The organism is Micromonospora sp. NPDC050397 (assembly GCF_044901685.1).
Classification (GTDB): domain Bacteria; phylum Actinomycetota; class Actinomycetes; order Mycobacteriales; family Micromonosporaceae; genus Micromonospora_G.
Window position 1 is genome coordinate 108,344 of sequence record NZ_JBJDPS010000008.1, and the last position, 18,145, is coordinate 126,488.

An 18,145-nucleotide genomic window follows, 5' to 3' on the forward strand; every position below is an offset into this window, starting at 1 on the left:
CCTCAGAGAGTGAGGGGCGCGGTGGTGGGGTGGAGGTCAGCGGAGGTCGGCGGAGACAAACGACCAGGATTCCAGGTCGACCCGGCCGCCCTGGGCGTAGCCGGCGTTGCGCAGCAGCCCCTCGTAACTGAAGCCGGCCTTCTCCGCCACCCGTCGGGAGGCGATGTTGCCGGGCGCCACTCGCAGTTCCACCCGCTGGAAGCCGTGCTCCAGGATCAGCGCGATGGCGAGCGCGAGGACCGACTCTGCGGCGAGTCCGTACCCGCGCGCCTCCGGGGCGATCGCGCAACAGACCTCGGTGACCCGGCCGGACCAGTCGGTCCGTTTGGTCCAGAGCGAGCCGACCAGCCGGTCGTCCTCGCGACGGATCACCCCGTAGTGGTCACCGTTGCCACTGTCCCGCCGTTCCTGGGCCATCTCGGTACACCACGCGCGCGCGTCGATCGGACCGGAGGATTCCGGTAACGGCAACCAGCGCTGGGTGAGCTTGTCGGCGAAAATCGCCGCGACCGCCTCGACATCGGTGTCGATCAGCGGCCGTACGTGCGCGCGCGGGGTCGAGACGGTGAGGGTCGGAAAGCGGCGGACGGCCACCTCCCCGCTCACGCCGACATCCCGCCGTCCGGGCCACCCGGCCCCGGCCGCTCCCCCCGCCCCGGTCCGGCACCCGACTCCGCCGTGACCGTCGGCCGCCCCACCGGGACCGCCCGTGGGCCGGCGACCGGTTCGGCGCCCTCCCGGGGCGCCAGCGGCCCGCTCACCGGTCCGACCCGTCCACCGGCAACCGGCTCCGCCCCCGCCCGGGGCGCCAACGGACCCGGTACGGAGAGCGCGCCGAGCAACCGGCCCGCGATCTCCGGCGCACCCGCCCAGTGCAGGATGAGCTGCGACGCGTGCACCTGCCGCCAGACGAAGCCCTCCGGCGTACCGCTGCCCCAGGTCCAGGCCGGTGTCTGCCCGGCGCGCGGGTCGAGCAGGCCGCGATGCTGTTTGTAACCGACCAGCCGGGCCCCGAGCGGGGCGACCACGCTCGCCGCCCGCGCCGTCGCCTCGCGGTAGCCGACCACGATCCGGTCGGTGCTCACCCCGGTGGCGTCGAGCACCCCGCACATCGGCCGCCCGTCGTACTCCCGGGCCAGCCAGAGCGCCCCGGCCCCCTCGGCCAGCACCGGCCGGCCGCCCCGGGCGAGCTGGGCCACGTCCGCGCCGAGACGCCGGTTGGCCGACAGTTCCTCCGCGTACGACTCGGGCAGGGCACCGCCGACGACGAGCGCCTCGGTCCCCTCCGGCAACCGCTCGTCGTGGAGCGGGTCGACCGGCACCACCTCCAGGCCGGCGGCGGCCAGCAACTCGGCCGTCTCCGGGTAGGAGAAGGAGAGCGCGGCGGTGCCGGCGAGGGCGACCACCGGGCGCCGGGGACCGCCGGGGCCGGCCGGAGCGGGGCCGCGCTGCCCGGGACCGGGTTGGCCCGGAGCCGGCGTACGGAGACCGGCCAGCGCCTCCTGCGGCGACCACGGTTCGGTGGCGAGCCGGGGCGCCGAGCGGGCCAGGGAGAGGAGCCGTTCGAAATCGATGGTGGCGGAGATCGCCTCGCCGAGCCGGCGCACCCCCCGGTACGCCTCCACGCCCCGGTGCAGCACCGGCACCACACCGTGCTGGCGGGACGGGAGCGCGGCAGGCAGTTCATGCCGGCGCAGCGCACCGAAGACCGGTACGCCGATGTCGTCCAGCGCCTCCCGGAGCAGTTGCTCGTGCCGGTCCGAGGCGACCCGGTTGAGGATCACCCCGCCGAGCCAGAGCATCTCGTCGTAGGCGCGGAACCCGTGCACCAGCGCGGCCACCGACTGCCCCATCGCCGACACGTCGACCACCAGCACCACCGGCGTACGCAACACGGTCGCCACGGCGGCGGTGGAGTCGGTCTCGGAACGGCCGGCGAGGCTGTCGAAGAGCCCCATGGTCCCCTCGACCACGGCCACGTCGGCGCCGGCCGAGCCGTACGCGAAGATCGGCGCGACCCGGTGCGGTCCGACCAGCCGGGGATCGAGATTGCGCGCCGGCCGGTTGGCGGCGAGTCCGAGGTACGCGGCGTCGGTCTGGTCCGGCCCGACTTTGAATCCGGCGGCGTCGAGCCCTCGGGCCGCGTACGCGGCGAGCAGACCGACGGCGACCGCGGTCTTGCCGTGTCCGGAGGAGGGCGCGCTCACCAGCACGCGCGGCACGGCGGTCATGATCGGCTCCTCGGGGGCGGACGGATCGGCGACGACGGGCTGGGTCAGGGTGCGGGGTGAAGCTGTCAGTTGCGGACAAGCGCTTACCGGTAAGAACGTGGTCGTACGGCAGAACGGTTGCCCTGCCCACCCGGTCCCCCCGACCCGCCTTCGACGGACACGGGCGTAGCGGGCCAAGCCGGCACCGGTTCGCCGGCCGTGACGATACCGGGCGTCGGGGACACGTGCCGGCCGCCGATCCGGGCGCCAGCGTAGTGGCTGCGGTCACACGGGTAATCTCATGTCGTGTACCGCTTCCTGCTCACCCCACGCTGGCTGGGCATCCTCGCCCTGACGCTGGCCGCGGCGACGGTGATGGTGCTGCTCGGCAACTGGCAGCTCAGTCGGTACCGGGAGCGGTCCGCGATCAACGAACGGATCGACGCCGCCGACCGGGTGGCACCGGCCCCGCTGGCCGAGGTGATGCCGACGGCGGGCGGGGCGGCCGGGGTGGCGGGACCCGCCCCGGCGAAGGAGGACGCCTGGACCCGGGTCACCGTGACCGGGCGGTACGACAGCGGCAACACCATCGTCGTACGCGGCCGTACGGTCGACGGCAAGGTCGGCTTCGAGGTGGTCACCCCACTGCTGATGGACGACGGCAGCGCGGTCCTGGTCGACCACGGCTGGGTCCCGCCGCCGCCCGGTTCGGCCACCGCCCGGCCCCAGCTCCCGGCCACCCCGTCGGGGCAGGTGACCGTGGTGGGGCGGGTGCACATGTCGGAGAGCAAGCCGGGCGCGGTCGAGCGTCGGGACGGCCGGCTGGAGACCAGGCGGATCGCCGTGCCCCGGCTCGCCGGCGAGTTGCCGTACCCGCTCTACGGCGCGTACCTGCTGCTGGACGAGCAGACCCCGGCGGCCGACCCGGTTTTCGCGGCGGTGCCGATCCAGCACGAGAACAACTGGCAGAACGCCGGTTACGTGGTCCAGTGGTGGCTGTTCGCGCTGATGACCCTCTACGGCTTCGGCTGGCTGGCCCGCCGGGAGGCGCTCGGCGACAGCCGGACCAAGGCGGGCGACGGCAGCCCGCTCAGCCGGGACCGGGCCGCCGAGCCCAGCCCGAGCACGCCCGCCTGACCGCGCCGGCACGGGCGGCGATCTCCACAGCGTCGTCCACGGTTCAGCCGCTGACCCGGCCGTCGCGGATGGCTCGGACCATGTCCACGGTGTCCGCCTCGGCGGCGCTCTTGTCGTCGCGGTAGCGGACCACCCGGGCGAACCGCAACGCCATCCCGCCCGGATAGCGGGAACTGGTCTGCACCCCGTCGAAGGCGATCTCCACCACCTGCTCGGGCCGGACCCGGACCACCCAGTCGCCGCGCTCGACCGCCAACCCCAGGAAGCGCTCGGTCTGCCAGCGCAGCAACTCGTCGGTGAGCCCCTTGAAGGTCTTGCCGAGCATCACGAACCCGCCGGTGTCCGGGTCGCGCGCGCCGAGGTGCAGGTTCGACAACCAGCCCCGCCGCCGGCCGCTGCCCCACTCCACCGCGAGCACCACCAGGTCCAGGGTGTGCCGGGGCTTGACCTTGATCCAGCCGCCACCGCGCCGCCCCGCCTCGTAGGGCGCCTCCGGTGACTTGACCACGACGCCCTCCTGACCGGCGTCGAGCGCGGCGGCGAACGCGTCCGAGGCGGCCAGCACACTCTCCACGGTCACCCGGCCGACCAGGTGCGGCGCGGCGACCGTCCCGGCCAGGGCCGCCCAGCGCTCCCGGCCCGGGGCGTCGAGCAGGTCCGTGCCGTCGAGGTGCAGCAGGTCGAAGAAGTACGGGGTGAGCACGCTGGCGCCGACGCTCTCGGCGGCGGCCCGGACCGCCGGGGCGGCCGGGGCGGGACGCTCCGGGGCCGGCAACTGGGCCGGTGCCGGCCCGGCCGGGGTGGGCGCCTCCCGTCCGGTGCCCGGGTGTGCCGGGGTGGCCGGACCGACCGGCGCGGCGCCGAAGGAGCGGACCGGCTCGGTCTCCGACTGCTCGGCGGTGACCTCGGTGGAGAGGCCGGCGGTGGGACTCGGTCCGGCCGCCCGCCGGCCGGTCGTGCCCCGGGCAGCCGTGCCCCGGGCAGCCGTGCCCCGGGCAGCCGTGCCCCGGGTAGCCGCCCTGGCCGCCGTCTCCTGGAACGGCCGGGGACGGCCGGTGGCGTCGAGTGCGATCGCCTCGCCGTCGAGCACGAGTTCGCGGGCGGGCAGCGCGCGGACGGCGGCGACCACCTCGGGCACCCGGGAGGTGATCTCGTCGAGGCTGCGGGTGAAGACGGCGATCTCGCCCCCCGAGCGGTGCACCTGGATCCGGATACCGTCGAGCTTGACGTCCACCACGGCCGGCGTGCCGGTGGCGGTCAGGGCCTCGTCCACCGTGGGCGCGCTCTGCGCGAGCATCGGGGCGAGTGGACGGCCGACCCGCAGGGTGATCTCACCGAGCGCCGCGGCGCCGCCGGTCAGCGCCGTCGTGGCGACCGCCTTCAGGTCCCCGGCGAGCAGCAGAGCACGGCGTACGGCCGGCAGCGGCACCTCGGCGGCGCGGGCGATGGCGTCGGCCAGCAGCCCCGCCTGTGCACCCTGGCGCAGCTCGCCGTTGAACAGCCCGATCAGCAGTCGCTGCTCGTCGACCGTGGCGGCGGCGAAGAGCCGGCCGAGAAGGTCGCGGCGGCGGGCCTGGGAGCCGGCCCCGGAGACGGCGGCGATCCGGTCTATCGCGGTATCCACGTCGGCCACGGTCAGCACCGGCTGCTCCGCCGGTGGCGGCAGGTCACGCAGGCTGGCGTAGCCCACGCCGGTCTGCCGCTGACGCAGCTCGCCGGCGAGGTAGGCGGAGCCCGCCGTTATCTCGTCCGGGGCGAGGCCCCGGAGCGCGGCGGCCAGCAGCTCGACCTTGGCCCGCCGGCCGGAGGTGGCGCTGACGGCGGCCGAGGTGGCCGCCAGGTCGAGGAACCGCACGTCCCCATCCTGACAGCCACCGCCGACAAAACGCTGGTGAAGCTATGCGGAGATCGGCTCCTCGATCCGCAACCCCCGGGCCCGCACCTCGTCGGCGACCCGGGAGAGCAGCGCGTCGAGCGCGCAGAGAACGCTGGAAAGCTCGCCGAGCTGGTCCTTCAATGTCTCCTCGGACCACGCGGAGACGTTGACGTCCCCCAGAGCACTGACAGCGGCGTCGAGCCGCGTAATCGCCTCGTTCGTACTCATGTTCGAAACCTTACTGCACGAGTCGGGACGTACGCACGAACTTCGCCCATCGTGTCGGCGCGAGTCGCGACTTCCTCCACCCCGGCCGAACCACACCCGCGATGGAAACCGGGGCCGCGGTCAGGAGGATGCCGACCGCGGCCCCGGTGTCGTCCCGGTGGACACTCACGCCGCCTCGGCGGCCACCTCCGCGACCTTCGCCAGCAGCAGGGTCTCGGCGAGGCAGACCCGGGCGAACTCGCCGAGGTGCAGGCTCTCGTTCGGCCCGTGCGCCCGCGCGTACGGGTCCTCCACCCCGGTCACCAGGACCGCCGCCTGCGGGAACATCTCCTGGAAGGTCGCGATGAACGGGATCGAGCCGCCCACCCCGATGTCGACCGGGCGGACCCCGTCCCAGGCCGCCTCGAAGGCGCCCCGGGCCGCGTCGAAGTACGGTCCCGAGGCGTCGATCACGCACGGGTCACCGTCGTGTTCGATCGTGACGACCGCCGTCGTACCCCACGGGGCGTGCTTCTCCAGGTGCGCCCGAAGGGCGGCGTACGCCCGCTTCGGGTCGTCGCCGGGCGCCAGCCGTACGCTGATCTTGGCCTTGGCGGCCGGGACCAGGGCGTTCGGCGCACCGGCGGTGGGAGGCGCGTCGATGGCCAGGATGGCGAGCGCGGGCTTGGTCCAGATCCGGTCGGTGAGCCGGCCGGTGCCGATGAACGAGACGTTGTCCAGCAGCCCGGACTCGTGCCGGAGCCGGTCCTCCGGGTAGTCGACGGTCGCGCCGCCCTTGCTGACCAGTCCGTCCACGGCCACGTCACCGGCGTCGTCGTGCAGCGTGGCGAGCAGCCGGGTCAGGGCGGTCAGCGCGTCCGGCACCGCCCCGCCGAACATGCCGCTGTGCACCGCGTGGTCGAGCGTACGGATCTCGACGAAGCAGTTCACGATGCCGCGCAACGAGGTGGTCAGCGCCGGTACGCCGATGTCCCAGTTGCCCGAGTCGGCGATCACGATCACGTCCGAGGCGATCTCGTCGCGGTGCTCCCGGAGCAGCCGCTCCAGCGAGTCCGAGCCGAACTCCTCCTCGCCCTCGATGAACAGGACCACCCCGACCGGCAGGTCGTCGCCGAACGCGCGCAGCGCGGCGACGTGCGCCATGATGCCAGCCTTGTCGTCGGCCGCGCCCCGCCCGTAGAGACGGCCGTCGCGCTCCACCGGCTCGAACGGGTCGCTCTCCCAGAGGGTGCGGTCACCGACGGGCTGGACGTCATGATGGGCGTAGAGCAGCACCGTCGGAGCCCCGGGCGGCGCGGCCCGCCGGCCGATGACCGCCGGCTGCCCGCCGGAGCGCACGATGCGTACGTCGAGCGAGCAGCCACGCAACAGTTCGGCGACGGCCTCGGCGGAACGCTCCACGTGTGAGTGGTCGAAGCCGTCGAACGCGATGCCGGGAATCCGGACGAGACGCTCGAGGTCGGCCTGGACGCCCGGCAGTTCCCGCTCGATCGCGGCCCGCAAGCCGGCCTCGGTGAAGATCGGTCTGGTCATGACCGGCATCGTAGGCCCGCCCTACCGCCCCTCGCCCCCCGACCGCCCACCCCGCCCCACCCCCTCCTCCCACCCCACCCCTCGGCGATCTAGGGCGGATCCACCTGAGTTGATCACTGTCCCGCGGCGATTTGCCCTAGATCGGCGAGGGGGTGGGGGGGGTCAGGGGGTGGGGGGAGGGGGTCAGGGGGTGGGGGTGGTCGGGTCGGGGGTGGGGTGGTCGTCGGGGGTGGGGGTGGGGGTGGGGGTGGGGCGGCGGGAACGGGTGGCGGCGCGGGTGGCGGCCTCGCCGGCGGCACCCATCCAGGAGCGGGCCCGATCAGCACTGCCACCGGCCCAGTCGCCGAGATCGGTCGCGCCGTCACCGAGCCGACGCAGCAGGCCGACCAGCGGATCCTGACTCCGGCCGAACGCCTCCCGGTAGGAGGCCGCCGCCGCCCGGACCTCCTCGGTCACCGAGGCGGCCCGGTCGTCCGCCCGCCGGGGGTACTCCCCCGCCAGCACCTGCCCGTAGCCGCCCTGGTCGACCCAGTGCCGCAACTGGGACGCCCGGGCCACCGGCACCGGGTGCGTGCTCCACGCCGTCATCCTGATCTTGTGGAAGCTGTCCCGCAGGTCGCCACCGCCGTCGTACTCGGCCGCCTGTTCCAGGAAGGCGGTGGTATCGACCTGCGACAGGTCCCCACCGCCGGCCATCTTCATCAGCAGGCGCAGCGCGGCGGCCGGATCCTGTCCGGCGAGCAGCCCGGCCCGGTCACCGGAGAGTTCGGCCTTGCGCCACCATTCGAGCATCGCCGCGATGATCCCGCGCAGCGCGATCGCGCCGACCGGCAGCCAGCTCAGGCTGGCCGCCCACCGGGTCAGGATGGACAGGATGGTCTTGTAGACCGCGTGCCCGCTGCCGATGTGCCCGAGTTCGTGGCCGAGCAGGCAGCGCAGTTCGTCGTCGTCGAGCTGCTGCACGCAGGCGGAGCTGAGGGTGACAAACGGGCGGTCCAGCCCGATCGCCTCGGCGTTGAGCCAGGGCGACTGGGTGACGTACAGCTCGGGCAGCTCGACCAGGTCGAGCGTGCTGGCCGCCTCGGTGAAGCGCTGGTAGACCCCGGGATACTGGCGGTGGTCGACCCGGATCCCGGTGGCCAGGTGGGAGAGGCGGAAACCGCGCTCGTTCCACATTCCGACGAACGACCGGACCACCTCGTCGAAACCGCGCAGCTCGCGGAGCGCGGTCAGGGCGCCCCGATCGGCGGGATGCTCCCAAGCCCGCGAACTGATCCCGGTCAACACCACCCGGCTCCGGGCCCGGGCGGTCGGCGCACCCTCACCGGCTGTTGTCATGGCGCACTCCCCGTCGACGTTCCGTCGGCCTACCCTGCGATGGTGCCGTAGCGATCCGCCGCCGTCCATGGGCCGGACATGCCACTCAGGCCAATCGAACGTAGTGGATTTCCGGGTCGACGACGGGAGTCCGGTACCCATCGGGCGCGCCGTCGACCACAAGATCCGCCCGGTCGGCGGTGGCGTCCGCGCCGAAGTGCCGGCGCTCACCCTGTCGCCATCGCGTCAGGTACGGCAACGTCTCCGCCCCGTCCCGGGACAGCACCCGGTCCAGCCGCAGCCGGGGCGGCGCGGTCACGAAGACAGCGAACGTCAACTCCGGGGCGATCCCGAGCCGGCTGCTACTCACCCCTTCGAGCACCACCACCGGTGCCGCCGGCACCGGCACCCATTCCGGATCGAACTGCCCCCGGTTCCAGTCGTAGCGGCGGTAGCGCCCCGGCAGCCCCGAGCGCAACGGGGTCAGCACCCACTCCTCCAGCCTCGACCAGAAGCTGATCTGGTCCGCCCAGCCGGCGAGCAGGTCGTCCGTATGCACCACCGGCACCCGCCCCACCGCCTCCCGCCCCGCCGTCACCCCGACAGGCTGGTCCGTGAAGGCAGCCTGGTCCGGGAGGGCGGCCCGGTCCGGGAGGGCGGCCCGGTCCGGGAGGGCGGCCCGGTCCGGGAGGGCGGTGAGCACGGTCAGCGCGGCGGCGAGGCGCTCCGCGAAGACGGTCTTGCCGGACCCGCTGGGCCCGTCGACCGCCACCAGTCGGGTACGCCCGAGCCGCGCCGGACGGTCCACGATCCGCCGGGCGAGTTCCGGAAACGACTCCACCCACTCGGCCACCCCGGCACGTTACCGCCAGCACCCGCCCGGTCGGACGGGGACAACACCGTTCGGAGGCGCCAGCGGTCCAGGGCGTATCCGGATGAATCAGGTGGTCGGTGGCGCACCGGGCGGGATGAAGGGAAGACCGCCCGGCGGGCCGACCTCGACCAGCCGCCACAGTGCCTCGGTGTCCAGGTGTTCCTCGACCATGTCGCCGAGCAGGTCCAGGGTGCGTTCCCGGGCGGCGGCGAAGGAGGTGTCCGGTGCGATCCGGAAGCCGTGCCGACCGGCCAGCCGGGCCACCTCGCTCAGGAACCGGCGGCGGAACCCGTCGGACTCGAAGGCCCCGTGCCAGTGGGTGCCGAGGACCGCGCCGTGACTCGCCCCCTCCGCCCGCCCGTCTGCGTACGTCAGCAGGGGCGGCAGGTCCGGGTCGGCGTGGGAGACGTACCCGTGGTGGATCTCGTAGCCGTGCACCGGGAGCGTTCCGTAGGCGGAGCCGACCGAGCGGGTCACCGTCTTGCGCGGGTCGAAGGCGATCTCCGTCGGCAGCAGGCCGAGCGCCTCCACCGTGCCGCGCCCGCTCTCGACCTCGTCGTGGATGCTCCGGGCGAGCATCTGGAACCCGCCGCAGATGCCGAGCAGCGGTCGGCCGGCCCGGGCGTGCGCGAGCACCGCGTCGGCCAGGCCGGTACGGCGCAGCCAGGCCAGGTCATCCACCGTGGACTTGGTCCCGGGGAGCACCACCAGGTCGGCTGCGGCGAGTTCGCTCGGCTCGACGGTGAGCCGGACCCGTACGCCCGGCTCGGTGGCGAGCGCCTCCAGATCGGTCGCGTTGGAGATGCGGGGCAACCGGACCACGGCCACGTCCAGCCATTCGGTGCCGCGCGGTGGCGCCGGCCGACCGAGCAGCCGGTCGTACGCGAGTGAGTCCTCGGCGTCCAGCCACAGGTCGCGGTCCCAGGGCAGCACCCCGTACGTCGGCCGGCCGGTGACCCGGGCGAGCATGTCGATTCCGGGCTGGAGCAGCCCGAGATCACCCCGGAACTTGTTGATCACGAACCCGGCGACGAGTGCCTGGTCGGCCGGGTCGAGCAGGGCGACGGTGCCGAAGAGCGACGCGAAGACGCCACCCCGGTCGATGTCCGCGACCACGATGGTGGGGAGTGTGGCGTGCCGGGCCAGGCCCATGTTGACGTAGTCGGTGTCCCGCAGGTTGATCTCGGCCGGACTCCCGGCGCCCTCGCAGACAACCACGTCGTACTCGGCGCGCAGTTCGGCCAGGGCGGCGAAGGCGGTCCGGGCCAGCCGGGGACGCAGTTCCCGGAAGTTGGTCGCGGTGATCGACGTGGCCCGGGTCCGCTGACCCGGTACGGCGCCCGTCGCCGGTCCGCTCCCCGCCCCACCGCTCGACCCGGTCCCCGACCCGATTGCCGACCCGGTCTCCGGTCCGATCCCCGGTCCAATTCTCGACCCGGACAACGATCCGGAGAGCGAGGTCGGCTCGCGCAGCGCCTCGCCGAGCAGCACGACCTGGCTGGACAGGTCGCTGCCGGGCTTGAGCAGCACCGGGTTGAAGCGCAGGTCGGGGGCGAGTCCGCAGGCCGCTGCCTGCATCGCCTGGGCTCGTCCGATCTCACCACCCCGCCCGTCCGGGCCGATCACCACCGCCGAGTTGTTGGACATGTTCTGCGCCTTGAACGGAGCCACCCGGACACCGCGCCGGAGCAGCCACCGGCAGATGCCGGCGGTCAGCACGCTCTTGCCCGCGTCCGACGTGGTGCCGGCGACGAGCAGTCCCCCGCTCATCCGCGCCCCCGTGCGCGGACCAGCCGGGCCACCGCGCCGAGCAGCGCCCGTCGGGGTCGGGCGGTCAGGGTGTACGTCACCGCGACGCCGAGCGCGCCCAGCCCGACCGTGCCGGAGAGCCGAGCGGCCCGGCGGATGTGACGCGCCTCCGGACGAGGTCCGTCACCGAGGAAGGGACGTACCTCCGAGCGCCCGAAGTAGACGTTGCGGCCACCGAGCCGTACCCCGAGGGCGCCCGCCATGGCCGACTCGCACTGTCCCGCGTTGGGGCTGGGATGATCGTTCCGGTCCCGACGCCAGATCCGCCAGGCCCGGTCACGGTCCCCGCGTACGGACGGGGCGGATGCGATGGTGAGCAACGCGGTCAGCCGGGACGGCACCAGGTTGAGCAAGTCGTCGAGGCGGGCGGCCGCGGTGCCGAAGCGGGCGTACCGTGGCGACCGGTGCCCGACCATCGCGTCCAGGGTGTTCGCCGCGCGGTAACCGACCAGGCCGGGCAGTCCCGCCACCGCCCCCCAGAGCAGGGGCGCGACCACCGCGTCGGAGGTGTTCTCGGCCACCGACTCGACCGTGGCGCGGGCCAGTTCGGGCTCGTCGAGCATTGACGGGTCCCGCCCACAGAGGTGGCCCAACCGGCCCCGGGCCGCCGGCAGGTCACCCTGACGCAGTGCCCGGCCCATCAGCGTCGCCTCGTGCCGCAGGGTCCGCCCGCCGAGCACGGTCCAGGTGCCGGCCGCGACCAACGCCGCCCGGGCCAGCGGCCGGTGCCGGGTGGCCGTCGTGGCGGCCACCGCGACCAGCACGGGTACGCCCACCGCCAACGCCGCGTACCCGACACCGGCCGACCGGGTCGGTCGGTAGAGCCGGGCCTCCAGCGCGGATGCGGCCTGTCCGAATCCAGCCACCGGATGCAGCCGTCGCGGGTCACCGAAGATCGCGTCGAGCGCGTAGCCTGCGGCCAGCCCGACCGCGTTGGCCGTGCCGCTCTCCAGCCACGCCTCGTTCATCCCGGCCCGCGACCGCGCCGCGCTCCCCGCGCCCCGTCGCCCGGCCCGACCAATGATCGTCTCCGGTCGCACGCCGATCACCCCCGGCGGCAGCCTAGCCAGACGGCCGGCACGGCGGGGAGGCGGGCGGTCGTACGGTGCCCGCCACCCCACCGCCCGTCGCGCCGCTCATGGGCCATGGTGGCTCGCACGAGCCGATCGCCCCGACCGGTCAGGCCGGTACGGGCACCCTGCTCCGCCCACGCCGGCCGCGACCCGCCGGTGCGGCCCCGCCACCCGGCCCCGCCACCGGCCCGCCTCCGGAAAACTCGTCGTCGTCCGGCCCCACGGGCTCCTTCTTCCCCGCCCGCTCGGTCGACTCCGGCTCGCCCACCGACTCCGGCTCGTCCACCGGCTCCGGCTGGTCCACCGGCCCCCGGCCAACCGCCGAATCCGGCTCGTCCACCACGTCGCGACCGACCGCCGGCCCCGGCGCGTCCAGCGACCGCGGTACGGCCGCCGCCGGCCAAACCGACGGCTCCGTCCGATCCGCCAGATCCTCACCGGTCGACCCGCCGATCAGCCCGTCAGCGAGTTCTGCCCGCTCCGCGAGAGCGGCTCGCCCTGCGACGCCGGCCCGCCCTGCGACGGTCGTCCGCTCCGCACCAGCCGCCTGCCCTGTGGCGGCGGTCCGGTCCGCGACGGGAGCGAACCCGGCGTGCGGCGGCAGGCCGGGCAATTCGTCGCGGAGGGTCAGGAACGTCCGCGAGGTCTGCTCGTCGTCCGGCGATCCGAGCATGGGCGGGTAATCGGGAACGGGCAGGTGACCGGCTCCGGGCAGGTGACCCCCGTCGGTGACGTGACCGGTTCCGGGAACGTGACCGGTTCCGGGAACGTGACCGGTTCCGGGAACGTGACCGGTTCCGGGAACGTGACCGGTTCCGGGAACGAGACCAGCGACGGGCGCGTAGCCGGGTGCGGGTGCGATCGGGACCGGCACGCGCCCGCGGTCGTCCTCCGCCCCCTGGCCGTCGGGCCGGGCCGGGGCCTGCCCGACGGAGACCGGTTCGGTGGCCTCGCCGTGCACCCGGTAATCGGCCTCGGCGTCCTCGACCGAACTGGTCGTCGTGGTGGGACGGTTACGGGCGAACTGGCCCCGCCCGCGCGAGAGGTCGTGGCCGACGGCGACGGCCTCCATCTCGTACATGGTGCGGTGGTTGCCGGCGTCGTCGACCCAGTCACGGGTGTACATCCGGCCGACCACGACCACCGGGTCGCCGGTCATCACCGAGGAGGCGACGCCCTCGGCGAGCTTGCGCCAACAGTTCACCCGAACCCGCAGGCTGTTGCCGTCGACCCAGCGCCCGCTCTCGCGGTCCAGACGACGGGAGGTTGAGGCGACCTTGAAGTTGGTCACCAGCGTTCCGCTCTGGGTGGTACGTCGCCACTCCGGGGCGGTGAGCACGTTCCCCACCACGGTCACGTAGGTATCGAACATCTTCCCTCCATAGCTTCTCCGAGCCTGCACACGTCGAGTCGACTCGACGACGAGCGTGTTCCGTCGACCGCCAGCGGCGCCACCGCTCCGAGCCCGGCTGTGGACGAAGCCGAAGCCCTGTGGACAAAGACCTGATCAAGCGCGAATGTGCTAGAGCGCGATAACGTCGACCCGTGGAACCGGATCTGCTCGGCGGGCCCTACGAATGCCAGACGATCGATCTCGGGCACGACGACGAAGGCCCGGTGTTGGCCACCCTGGTCAGTCGACGTGCCGAACGACCGACCGGTCGTGCCGTGCTCTACCTGCACGGCTTCGCCGACTACTTCTTCCAGGCCCATCTGGCCGACTTCTTCGTCGAGCGCGGCTGGGACTTCTACGCGCTCGACCTACGTAAGTGCGGCCGCAGCCTGCTCCCGCACCAGACGCCCAACTTCTGCCGGGAGCTAGACGAGTACTTCCCCGAGCTCGACGCCGCCGCCGGCATCATCCGTGACCAGGACGGCCACCACACCCTCCTGGTCAACGGGCATTCGACCGGTGGGCTACTCGCGGCGCTCTGGGCGCACGCGCGGCGGGACGCGGGAATCGTCGACGGACTTTTCCTCAACAGCCCGTTCTTCGACCTGAACGCGCCCTGGCTGGCCCGTCGCCCGCTCGCGGCGGCCGTCGGTCAACTCGCCCGGCGGCTGCCGTACCTGGTCGTCCCGATCACCCTCTCCACCGTGTACGGCCAGACCCTGCACGTCGAGCACCGCGGTGAGTGGAGTTACGACCTGTCCTGGAAGCCGCTCGCCGGTTTCCCGGTCCGGGCGGGTTGGCTGGCCGCGATCCGTCGCGCCCAACGGCGGGTACAGCGCGGACTGGACATATCCGTACCCGTCCTGCTCGCCTCCTCCACCCGGAGCTACCGCCGCTCGGCGTGGCAGGAATCGGCGACCCTCGCGGACTCCGTACTCAACGTCGCCGACATGGCACGCTGGGCACCGGCGCTCGGACGACACGTAACCCTGGTCCGATTCGACGGCGGCCTGCACGACCTGACACTCTCCGGCCCGAGCGTTCGGCAGCGGGTCTTCAGCGAGTTGGATCGTTGGGTCGGCGCCTTCGTCGCTCAAACTCCCCCGGCTGCGGCGATTCCGACCACTGCACCACCGGACCGGATTCCGTTGACTCCGGCTCGGGTCGCTCGGCCGGCTCCGGCCGCACCACTCGCATTGGGCGATCCGGACGCTCCCCACGAACCGGACGTTCCGAACCCTCCCCTCGCGGCGAACGCTCGGCTCGACCCTGACGCTCCGCCCGACTCGAACGCTCCGGACGTTCAGCACGGCCGGAACGCTCAACCCGGCTCGGACGTTCCGTAGCCTCCGCACGGCCCGGACGTTCCGAACGACCCGGAGGTTCGACACTGTCCGCGCGGCCCGAACGCTCCGCACTCTCCGCCCAGGTCCGACGTTCCGGTCGCTCCGGGACCCGATGCTGATCGTCCCGCTGGTCGGCTCGATCCGCCGACGACTTGTACGACGACTGCCCCGTCCTCCCCGCCCTGGACCGGTACGACTCGACCCGGTACGACGGCTCCGGCTCCGACTCGTACGACGGCTCCGGCCTCGGCCCGAACGGCTCGGGCCCGAACGGCTCGGAACCAAACGGCTCGGGACCGAGTGGCAGGTTGTACGTCGACGACTCACCCCCGGACGGCTCGTACGCCGGTGACTCGTACGACGACTGCTCGTATGACGGCGACTCGTACGACGGCGGGTCGTAGGAGGATGACTCGTACGCGAGCGGGTCGTAGGACGGCAAGTCGTACGACGGTGGCTCGTAAGACGATGGGTCGTACCCGGTTGTCGTCGGCGCCCGGTACGACGGACGCCGCGGTGGCGGGTACGACGATCCCGCCTCCGACCCGGCCCCCTCGTCCGACGACGTCCATGACGGCCGCGCCGACACCGGCGGGTCCTCCACCGACCGCAACCGCCGCCCCGACCCCGGCCGGTCTTCCGCCGACCGCGACAGCTCAGACCGATCCGCCGACCGCGACGGCTCGGAGCGGTCCTCCACCAAGCGGGAGACCTCCGCCGGGCGGGACGACTCGGGCCGATCCTCCACCGACCGGGAGACCTCCGCCGGGCGGGACGGGTCGGCCGGGCGGGCGGGGCGCTGCGCCCGAGATTGGTACGGCGGACGGGATGCTTGTTGTGCCGGACGACGGCCCGGGACCGGACCGGCCGACGGTGTCGCCGTCGGCGCAGCCGGGTAGAACGGCAGCCACATTCCCTGCCGCCACACCAGCAGATCCCGGCTGAGCGGGTGCGGATCGCCGGCGAAGAAGACCCGGTCCACCGCACGGCGAGCCTTCTCCCGACCGGGGCGCGACTGCGAACCAGTGACGATCACCACGTCCCGGGCCGGGACGCCGATGACCAGCTCACCGGGGACGGACTGCTGCAGGTCGTCCCAGAACTCGTCGACCAGCAGCACGCTGGACTCCAGGCCGTCGAAGGAGAGCATCAACGCCGGTGGCTGTCCGGAGATCCGCAACCGGTTCATCGCCAGATCCAGGTTCTCCATCGCGGTACGCCGCAGCGCCCGCCGCCCGACTCCGCTCCGCTCCAGGTCCGCCCACGTCACCAGGCGCTCACCGTACGGTGGGCCGAAGGAGTAGGCGATACCTATGTCGTCGGAGAACTCGTCGAGCACGTGGTCCCCGCCGAGCTGCTCGTCGACGGTCGACACCAGCAGCGGCAAAAACTCGGTGCTCGTCACCTGCACCCGTGAAAACCTAGTATGTGCTGGCCGGGCCGGCGACCCCCGTCCAGCCGGAAACACGCTCCGGCGACGCGGGTAACCTTCTCGCGCACCACAGCAGGCGCTCGTAGCTCAGCGGATAGAGCAGGGGACTTCTAATCCCAAGGTCGTAGGTTCGATCCCTACCGGGCGCACCAGGAAATCGCAGGTCAGTCGCGGTCCATCGAGGCGGACGCGACTCGCTCAACGGTCGCCCGCGAGGGCCCGGGGACAGGTCGGGAACGCACTCGCCGACCGCGGCGGGCGGCGAGTGCGGGGTACGGGACGCGGCGGGACCCATCGTCGAAATCACATCCGACGGCCCCGCCGCGACCATGATCGGGTTACGCGTTGGCGAACTGTTCGCGATGATCGCGGACGAACTCCGCGAAGCTGCGCGCCGGGCGGCCGACAACGCTGGCAACGTGGTCGTTGGTGAAGTCGCCCCACCCCGAACCGTAGGCAACCCGGTACTCGGTGAGCACCTCCGCCGTCCACGCGTCGAGTCCCGCCTGGAGCAGGTTGTCGAGCGTCTGCTCGGGGCTCTGCGGCAGGTACCGGACCGACCGACCGGCCGTACGCGTGATCTCCTCCGCCGCCTGGTCCAGCGAGAAGCTCTCCGGGCCGGTGAGCGTGTAGATCTTGCCCTCGTGGCGCTGCGGCGCGAGGAGAATCTCGGTCCCGACCGCACCGATGTCCGCCACGTCGACCGCGCCGACCCGCGACTCGCCCAAGAGCCCGAAGAGGTGCTCCCCGGCCACGGTCCCGAGCAGGTTCTGCATGAAATGGCTCGGCCGCACGATCGTCCAGGGGATGCCGGAGTGCTGCAGTTCAACGTCGGAGAGTGCGTGCAGCCGGCCGTTGCGGGTCGGTGCGTCGTGTGCCGCACCGATCGCGGAGAGCCGGACGATGTGCCCGACCCCGGCCTCCTGGGCGGCCCGGACCGCGTGCATGCTCTGGCTCGGCGCCAGCGGCCCCATCGGCGTCAGCAGCCACAGCGTGCTCACGCCGTCGAAGGCCGGCGCCAGCGTGGAGGCGTCGTTCAGGTCGCCGACGACGTACTCGACGCCGTCCAGTTCGGGTGCGCGCGACTTGTCCCGTACGAGGGCACGCACCGGCGCCTTGCCGGCGACCTGACGCAGCACCTCGCCCGACACCATGCCGGTCGATCCGGTGATCAGAATGGTCATGACTCTCTCCCTGGGTCGTGCGGGTGGTGATCCCACCGCGGCCGTCCCGCGACCGGCTGCGGTACGACACCGTGCCGCGCCGGGTCGACCGGTGACCGATGAGTCACGGGTGGCTCGCCGCGCCTCCGCTGGTCGGCCCTACTGTCAGCAGGACCGGGCGGTGGTGCCGACGACCACGATATAGTCCAAAAACGTGACCGTCCAATGATTGGACTGATTTATGAAACGCAGCACACGTAAGGAGCAGGAGCCCGATCTCGGCATCCTGGCCGTACAGCTCTCCGCGCGGATCCAGCGCGAGATCTTCACCCGGGCCTCGGCCCAGGGGTTCGGGGACGTCCGACCCCGGCACGGTGCGGTGCTCGCGTACCTGGACGCGGAGGGCACCCGCCCCGGCGAGCTGGCCCGACTGGCCGGGCGCAACAAGCAGACAATGGGTGCGATTCTGGACGAGCTGGAGCGGCTGGGCTACGTCCGGCGTACCCCGGACCCGGCCGACCGGCGGGCAAAGCTGATCATCCCCACCGAACGGGGACTCAGCTTCATGGAAATCTCCGACGGCCTGGTGGGCCTGATCGAGCAGAACCTCTCCGACACCCTCGGGCCGGACGGGTACCAGTCGTTCACGGCCGCGCTGCGCCGCAGCGTGGCGACCCTGCCGGCGAGCGGCCAGGACACCGAGGGGTGAGCCGGGCGGTGCGGGGGGCGGTGCCGGGGCAGTGCCGGGGCGGTG

Annotated in this window: 15 protein-coding genes, 1 tRNA gene and 1 pseudogene; 6 read left to right on the top strand and 11 right to left on the bottom strand. The window is 73.0% G+C overall.

Features of this window, described 5'->3' with window-relative positions:
• Positions 1–36: 36 nt before the first annotated feature.
• Both ACI2K4_RS24875 and ACI2K4_RS24880 read right to left on the bottom strand, forming a co-directional pair.
• Complete coding sequence (locus ACI2K4_RS24875; RefSeq protein WP_404514572.1) at positions 37–606, bottom strand: GNAT family N-acetyltransferase; 570 nt, start codon at positions 604–606, stop codon at positions 37–39.
• Positions 603–2,231, bottom strand: coding sequence for a cobyrinate a,c-diamide synthase (locus ACI2K4_RS24880; protein ID WP_404514574.1), 1,629 nt, complete (start codon positions 2,229–2,231; stop codon positions 603–605). The genes ACI2K4_RS24875 and ACI2K4_RS24880 overlap by 4 nt, the downstream gene beginning before the upstream one ends.
• A gap of 285 nt (positions 2,232–2,516) precedes the next feature.
• Here ACI2K4_RS24880 and ACI2K4_RS24885 point away from each other — a divergent pair, with 285 nt between their 5' ends.
• A complete protein-coding gene (locus ACI2K4_RS24885; protein WP_404514576.1) occupies positions 2,517–3,347 on the top strand; it encodes an SURF1 family protein in 831 nt (276 codons plus the stop codon).
• Between the two features lie 43 nt (positions 3,348–3,390).
• On the opposite strand, the gene ACI2K4_RS24890 is transcribed toward ACI2K4_RS24885, so the two are convergent.
• The 8 genes and pseudogenes from ACI2K4_RS24890 to ssb form a co-directional block, all read right to left on the bottom strand.
• A complete protein-coding gene (locus ACI2K4_RS24890; RefSeq protein ID WP_404514578.1) occupies positions 3,391–5,202 on the bottom strand; it encodes an ATP-dependent DNA ligase in 1,812 nt (603 codons plus the stop codon).
• A gap of 42 nt (positions 5,203–5,244) precedes the next feature.
• A complete protein-coding gene (locus tag ACI2K4_RS24895; RefSeq protein ID WP_404514580.1) occupies positions 5,245–5,451 on the bottom strand; it encodes a hypothetical protein in 207 nt (68 codons plus the stop codon).
• Between the two features lie 165 nt (positions 5,452–5,616).
• Positions 5,617–6,984 (bottom strand): dipeptidase, encoded by a 1,368-nt coding sequence (locus ACI2K4_RS24900; protein WP_404514582.1) that lies wholly within the window; start codon positions 6,982–6,984, stop codon positions 5,617–5,619.
• A gap of 183 nt (positions 6,985–7,167) precedes the next feature.
• On the bottom strand, positions 7,168–8,322 hold the full coding sequence (locus tag ACI2K4_RS24905) for a M48 family metallopeptidase (RefSeq protein ID WP_404514584.1): 1,155 nt from the start codon (positions 8,320–8,322) through the stop codon (positions 7,168–7,170).
• Positions 8,323–8,407: 85 nt separating this feature from the next.
• Complete coding sequence (locus ACI2K4_RS24910; protein ID WP_404514586.1) at positions 8,408–9,154, bottom strand: uridine kinase; 747 nt, start codon at positions 9,152–9,154, stop codon at positions 8,408–8,410.
• Positions 9,155–9,241: 87 nt separating this feature from the next.
• Positions 9,242–10,945: a cobyric acid synthase gene (locus tag ACI2K4_RS24915; protein ID WP_404514588.1), complete on the bottom strand. Its 1,704-nt coding sequence runs from the start codon at positions 10,943–10,945 to the stop codon at positions 9,242–9,244.
• Positions 10,942–11,952, bottom strand: coding sequence for a cobalamin biosynthesis protein (locus ACI2K4_RS24920; protein WP_404514782.1), 1,011 nt, complete (start codon positions 11,950–11,952; stop codon positions 10,942–10,944). The genes ACI2K4_RS24915 and ACI2K4_RS24920 overlap by 4 nt, the downstream gene beginning before the upstream one ends.
• Before the next feature lie 1,038 nt (positions 11,953–12,990).
• A pseudogene (gene ssb / locus ACI2K4_RS24925) lies at positions 12,991–13,429 on the bottom strand (single-stranded DNA-binding protein); the annotation flags it as partial.
• A gap of 173 nt (positions 13,430–13,602) precedes the next feature.
• Here ssb and ACI2K4_RS24930 point away from each other — a divergent pair.
• From ACI2K4_RS24930 to ACI2K4_RS24945, 4 genes are all read left to right on the top strand, one after another.
• Positions 13,603–14,796, top strand: coding sequence for an alpha/beta hydrolase (locus ACI2K4_RS24930; RefSeq protein WP_404514590.1), 1,194 nt, complete (start codon positions 13,603–13,605; stop codon positions 14,794–14,796).
• Positions 14,797–14,948: 152 nt separating this feature from the next.
• A complete protein-coding gene (locus ACI2K4_RS24935; RefSeq protein WP_404514592.1) occupies positions 14,949–15,200 on the top strand; it encodes a hypothetical protein in 252 nt (83 codons plus the stop codon).
• Between the two features lie 545 nt (positions 15,201–15,745).
• Positions 15,746–16,213 (top strand): hypothetical protein, encoded by a 468-nt coding sequence (locus ACI2K4_RS24940; protein WP_404514594.1) that lies wholly within the window; start codon positions 15,746–15,748, stop codon positions 16,211–16,213.
• Between the two features lie 91 nt (positions 16,214–16,304).
• Positions 16,305–16,380: transfer RNA gene (locus ACI2K4_RS24945), tRNA-Arg, on the top strand.
• 186 nt (positions 16,381–16,566) lie between these two features.
• Here the strand turns inward: ACI2K4_RS24945 and ACI2K4_RS24950 are convergent.
• A complete protein-coding gene (locus tag ACI2K4_RS24950; RefSeq protein ID WP_404514596.1) occupies positions 16,567–17,412 on the bottom strand; it encodes an NAD(P)H-binding protein in 846 nt (281 codons plus the stop codon).
• A 220-nt stretch (positions 17,413–17,632) separates the two neighbouring features.
• Between ACI2K4_RS24950 and ACI2K4_RS24955 the strand changes: the two genes are divergently transcribed.
• Positions 17,633–18,100 (top strand): MarR family winged helix-turn-helix transcriptional regulator, encoded by a 468-nt coding sequence (locus tag ACI2K4_RS24955; protein WP_404514598.1) that lies wholly within the window; start codon positions 17,633–17,635, stop codon positions 18,098–18,100.
• Positions 18,101–18,145 lie beyond the last annotated feature (45 nt).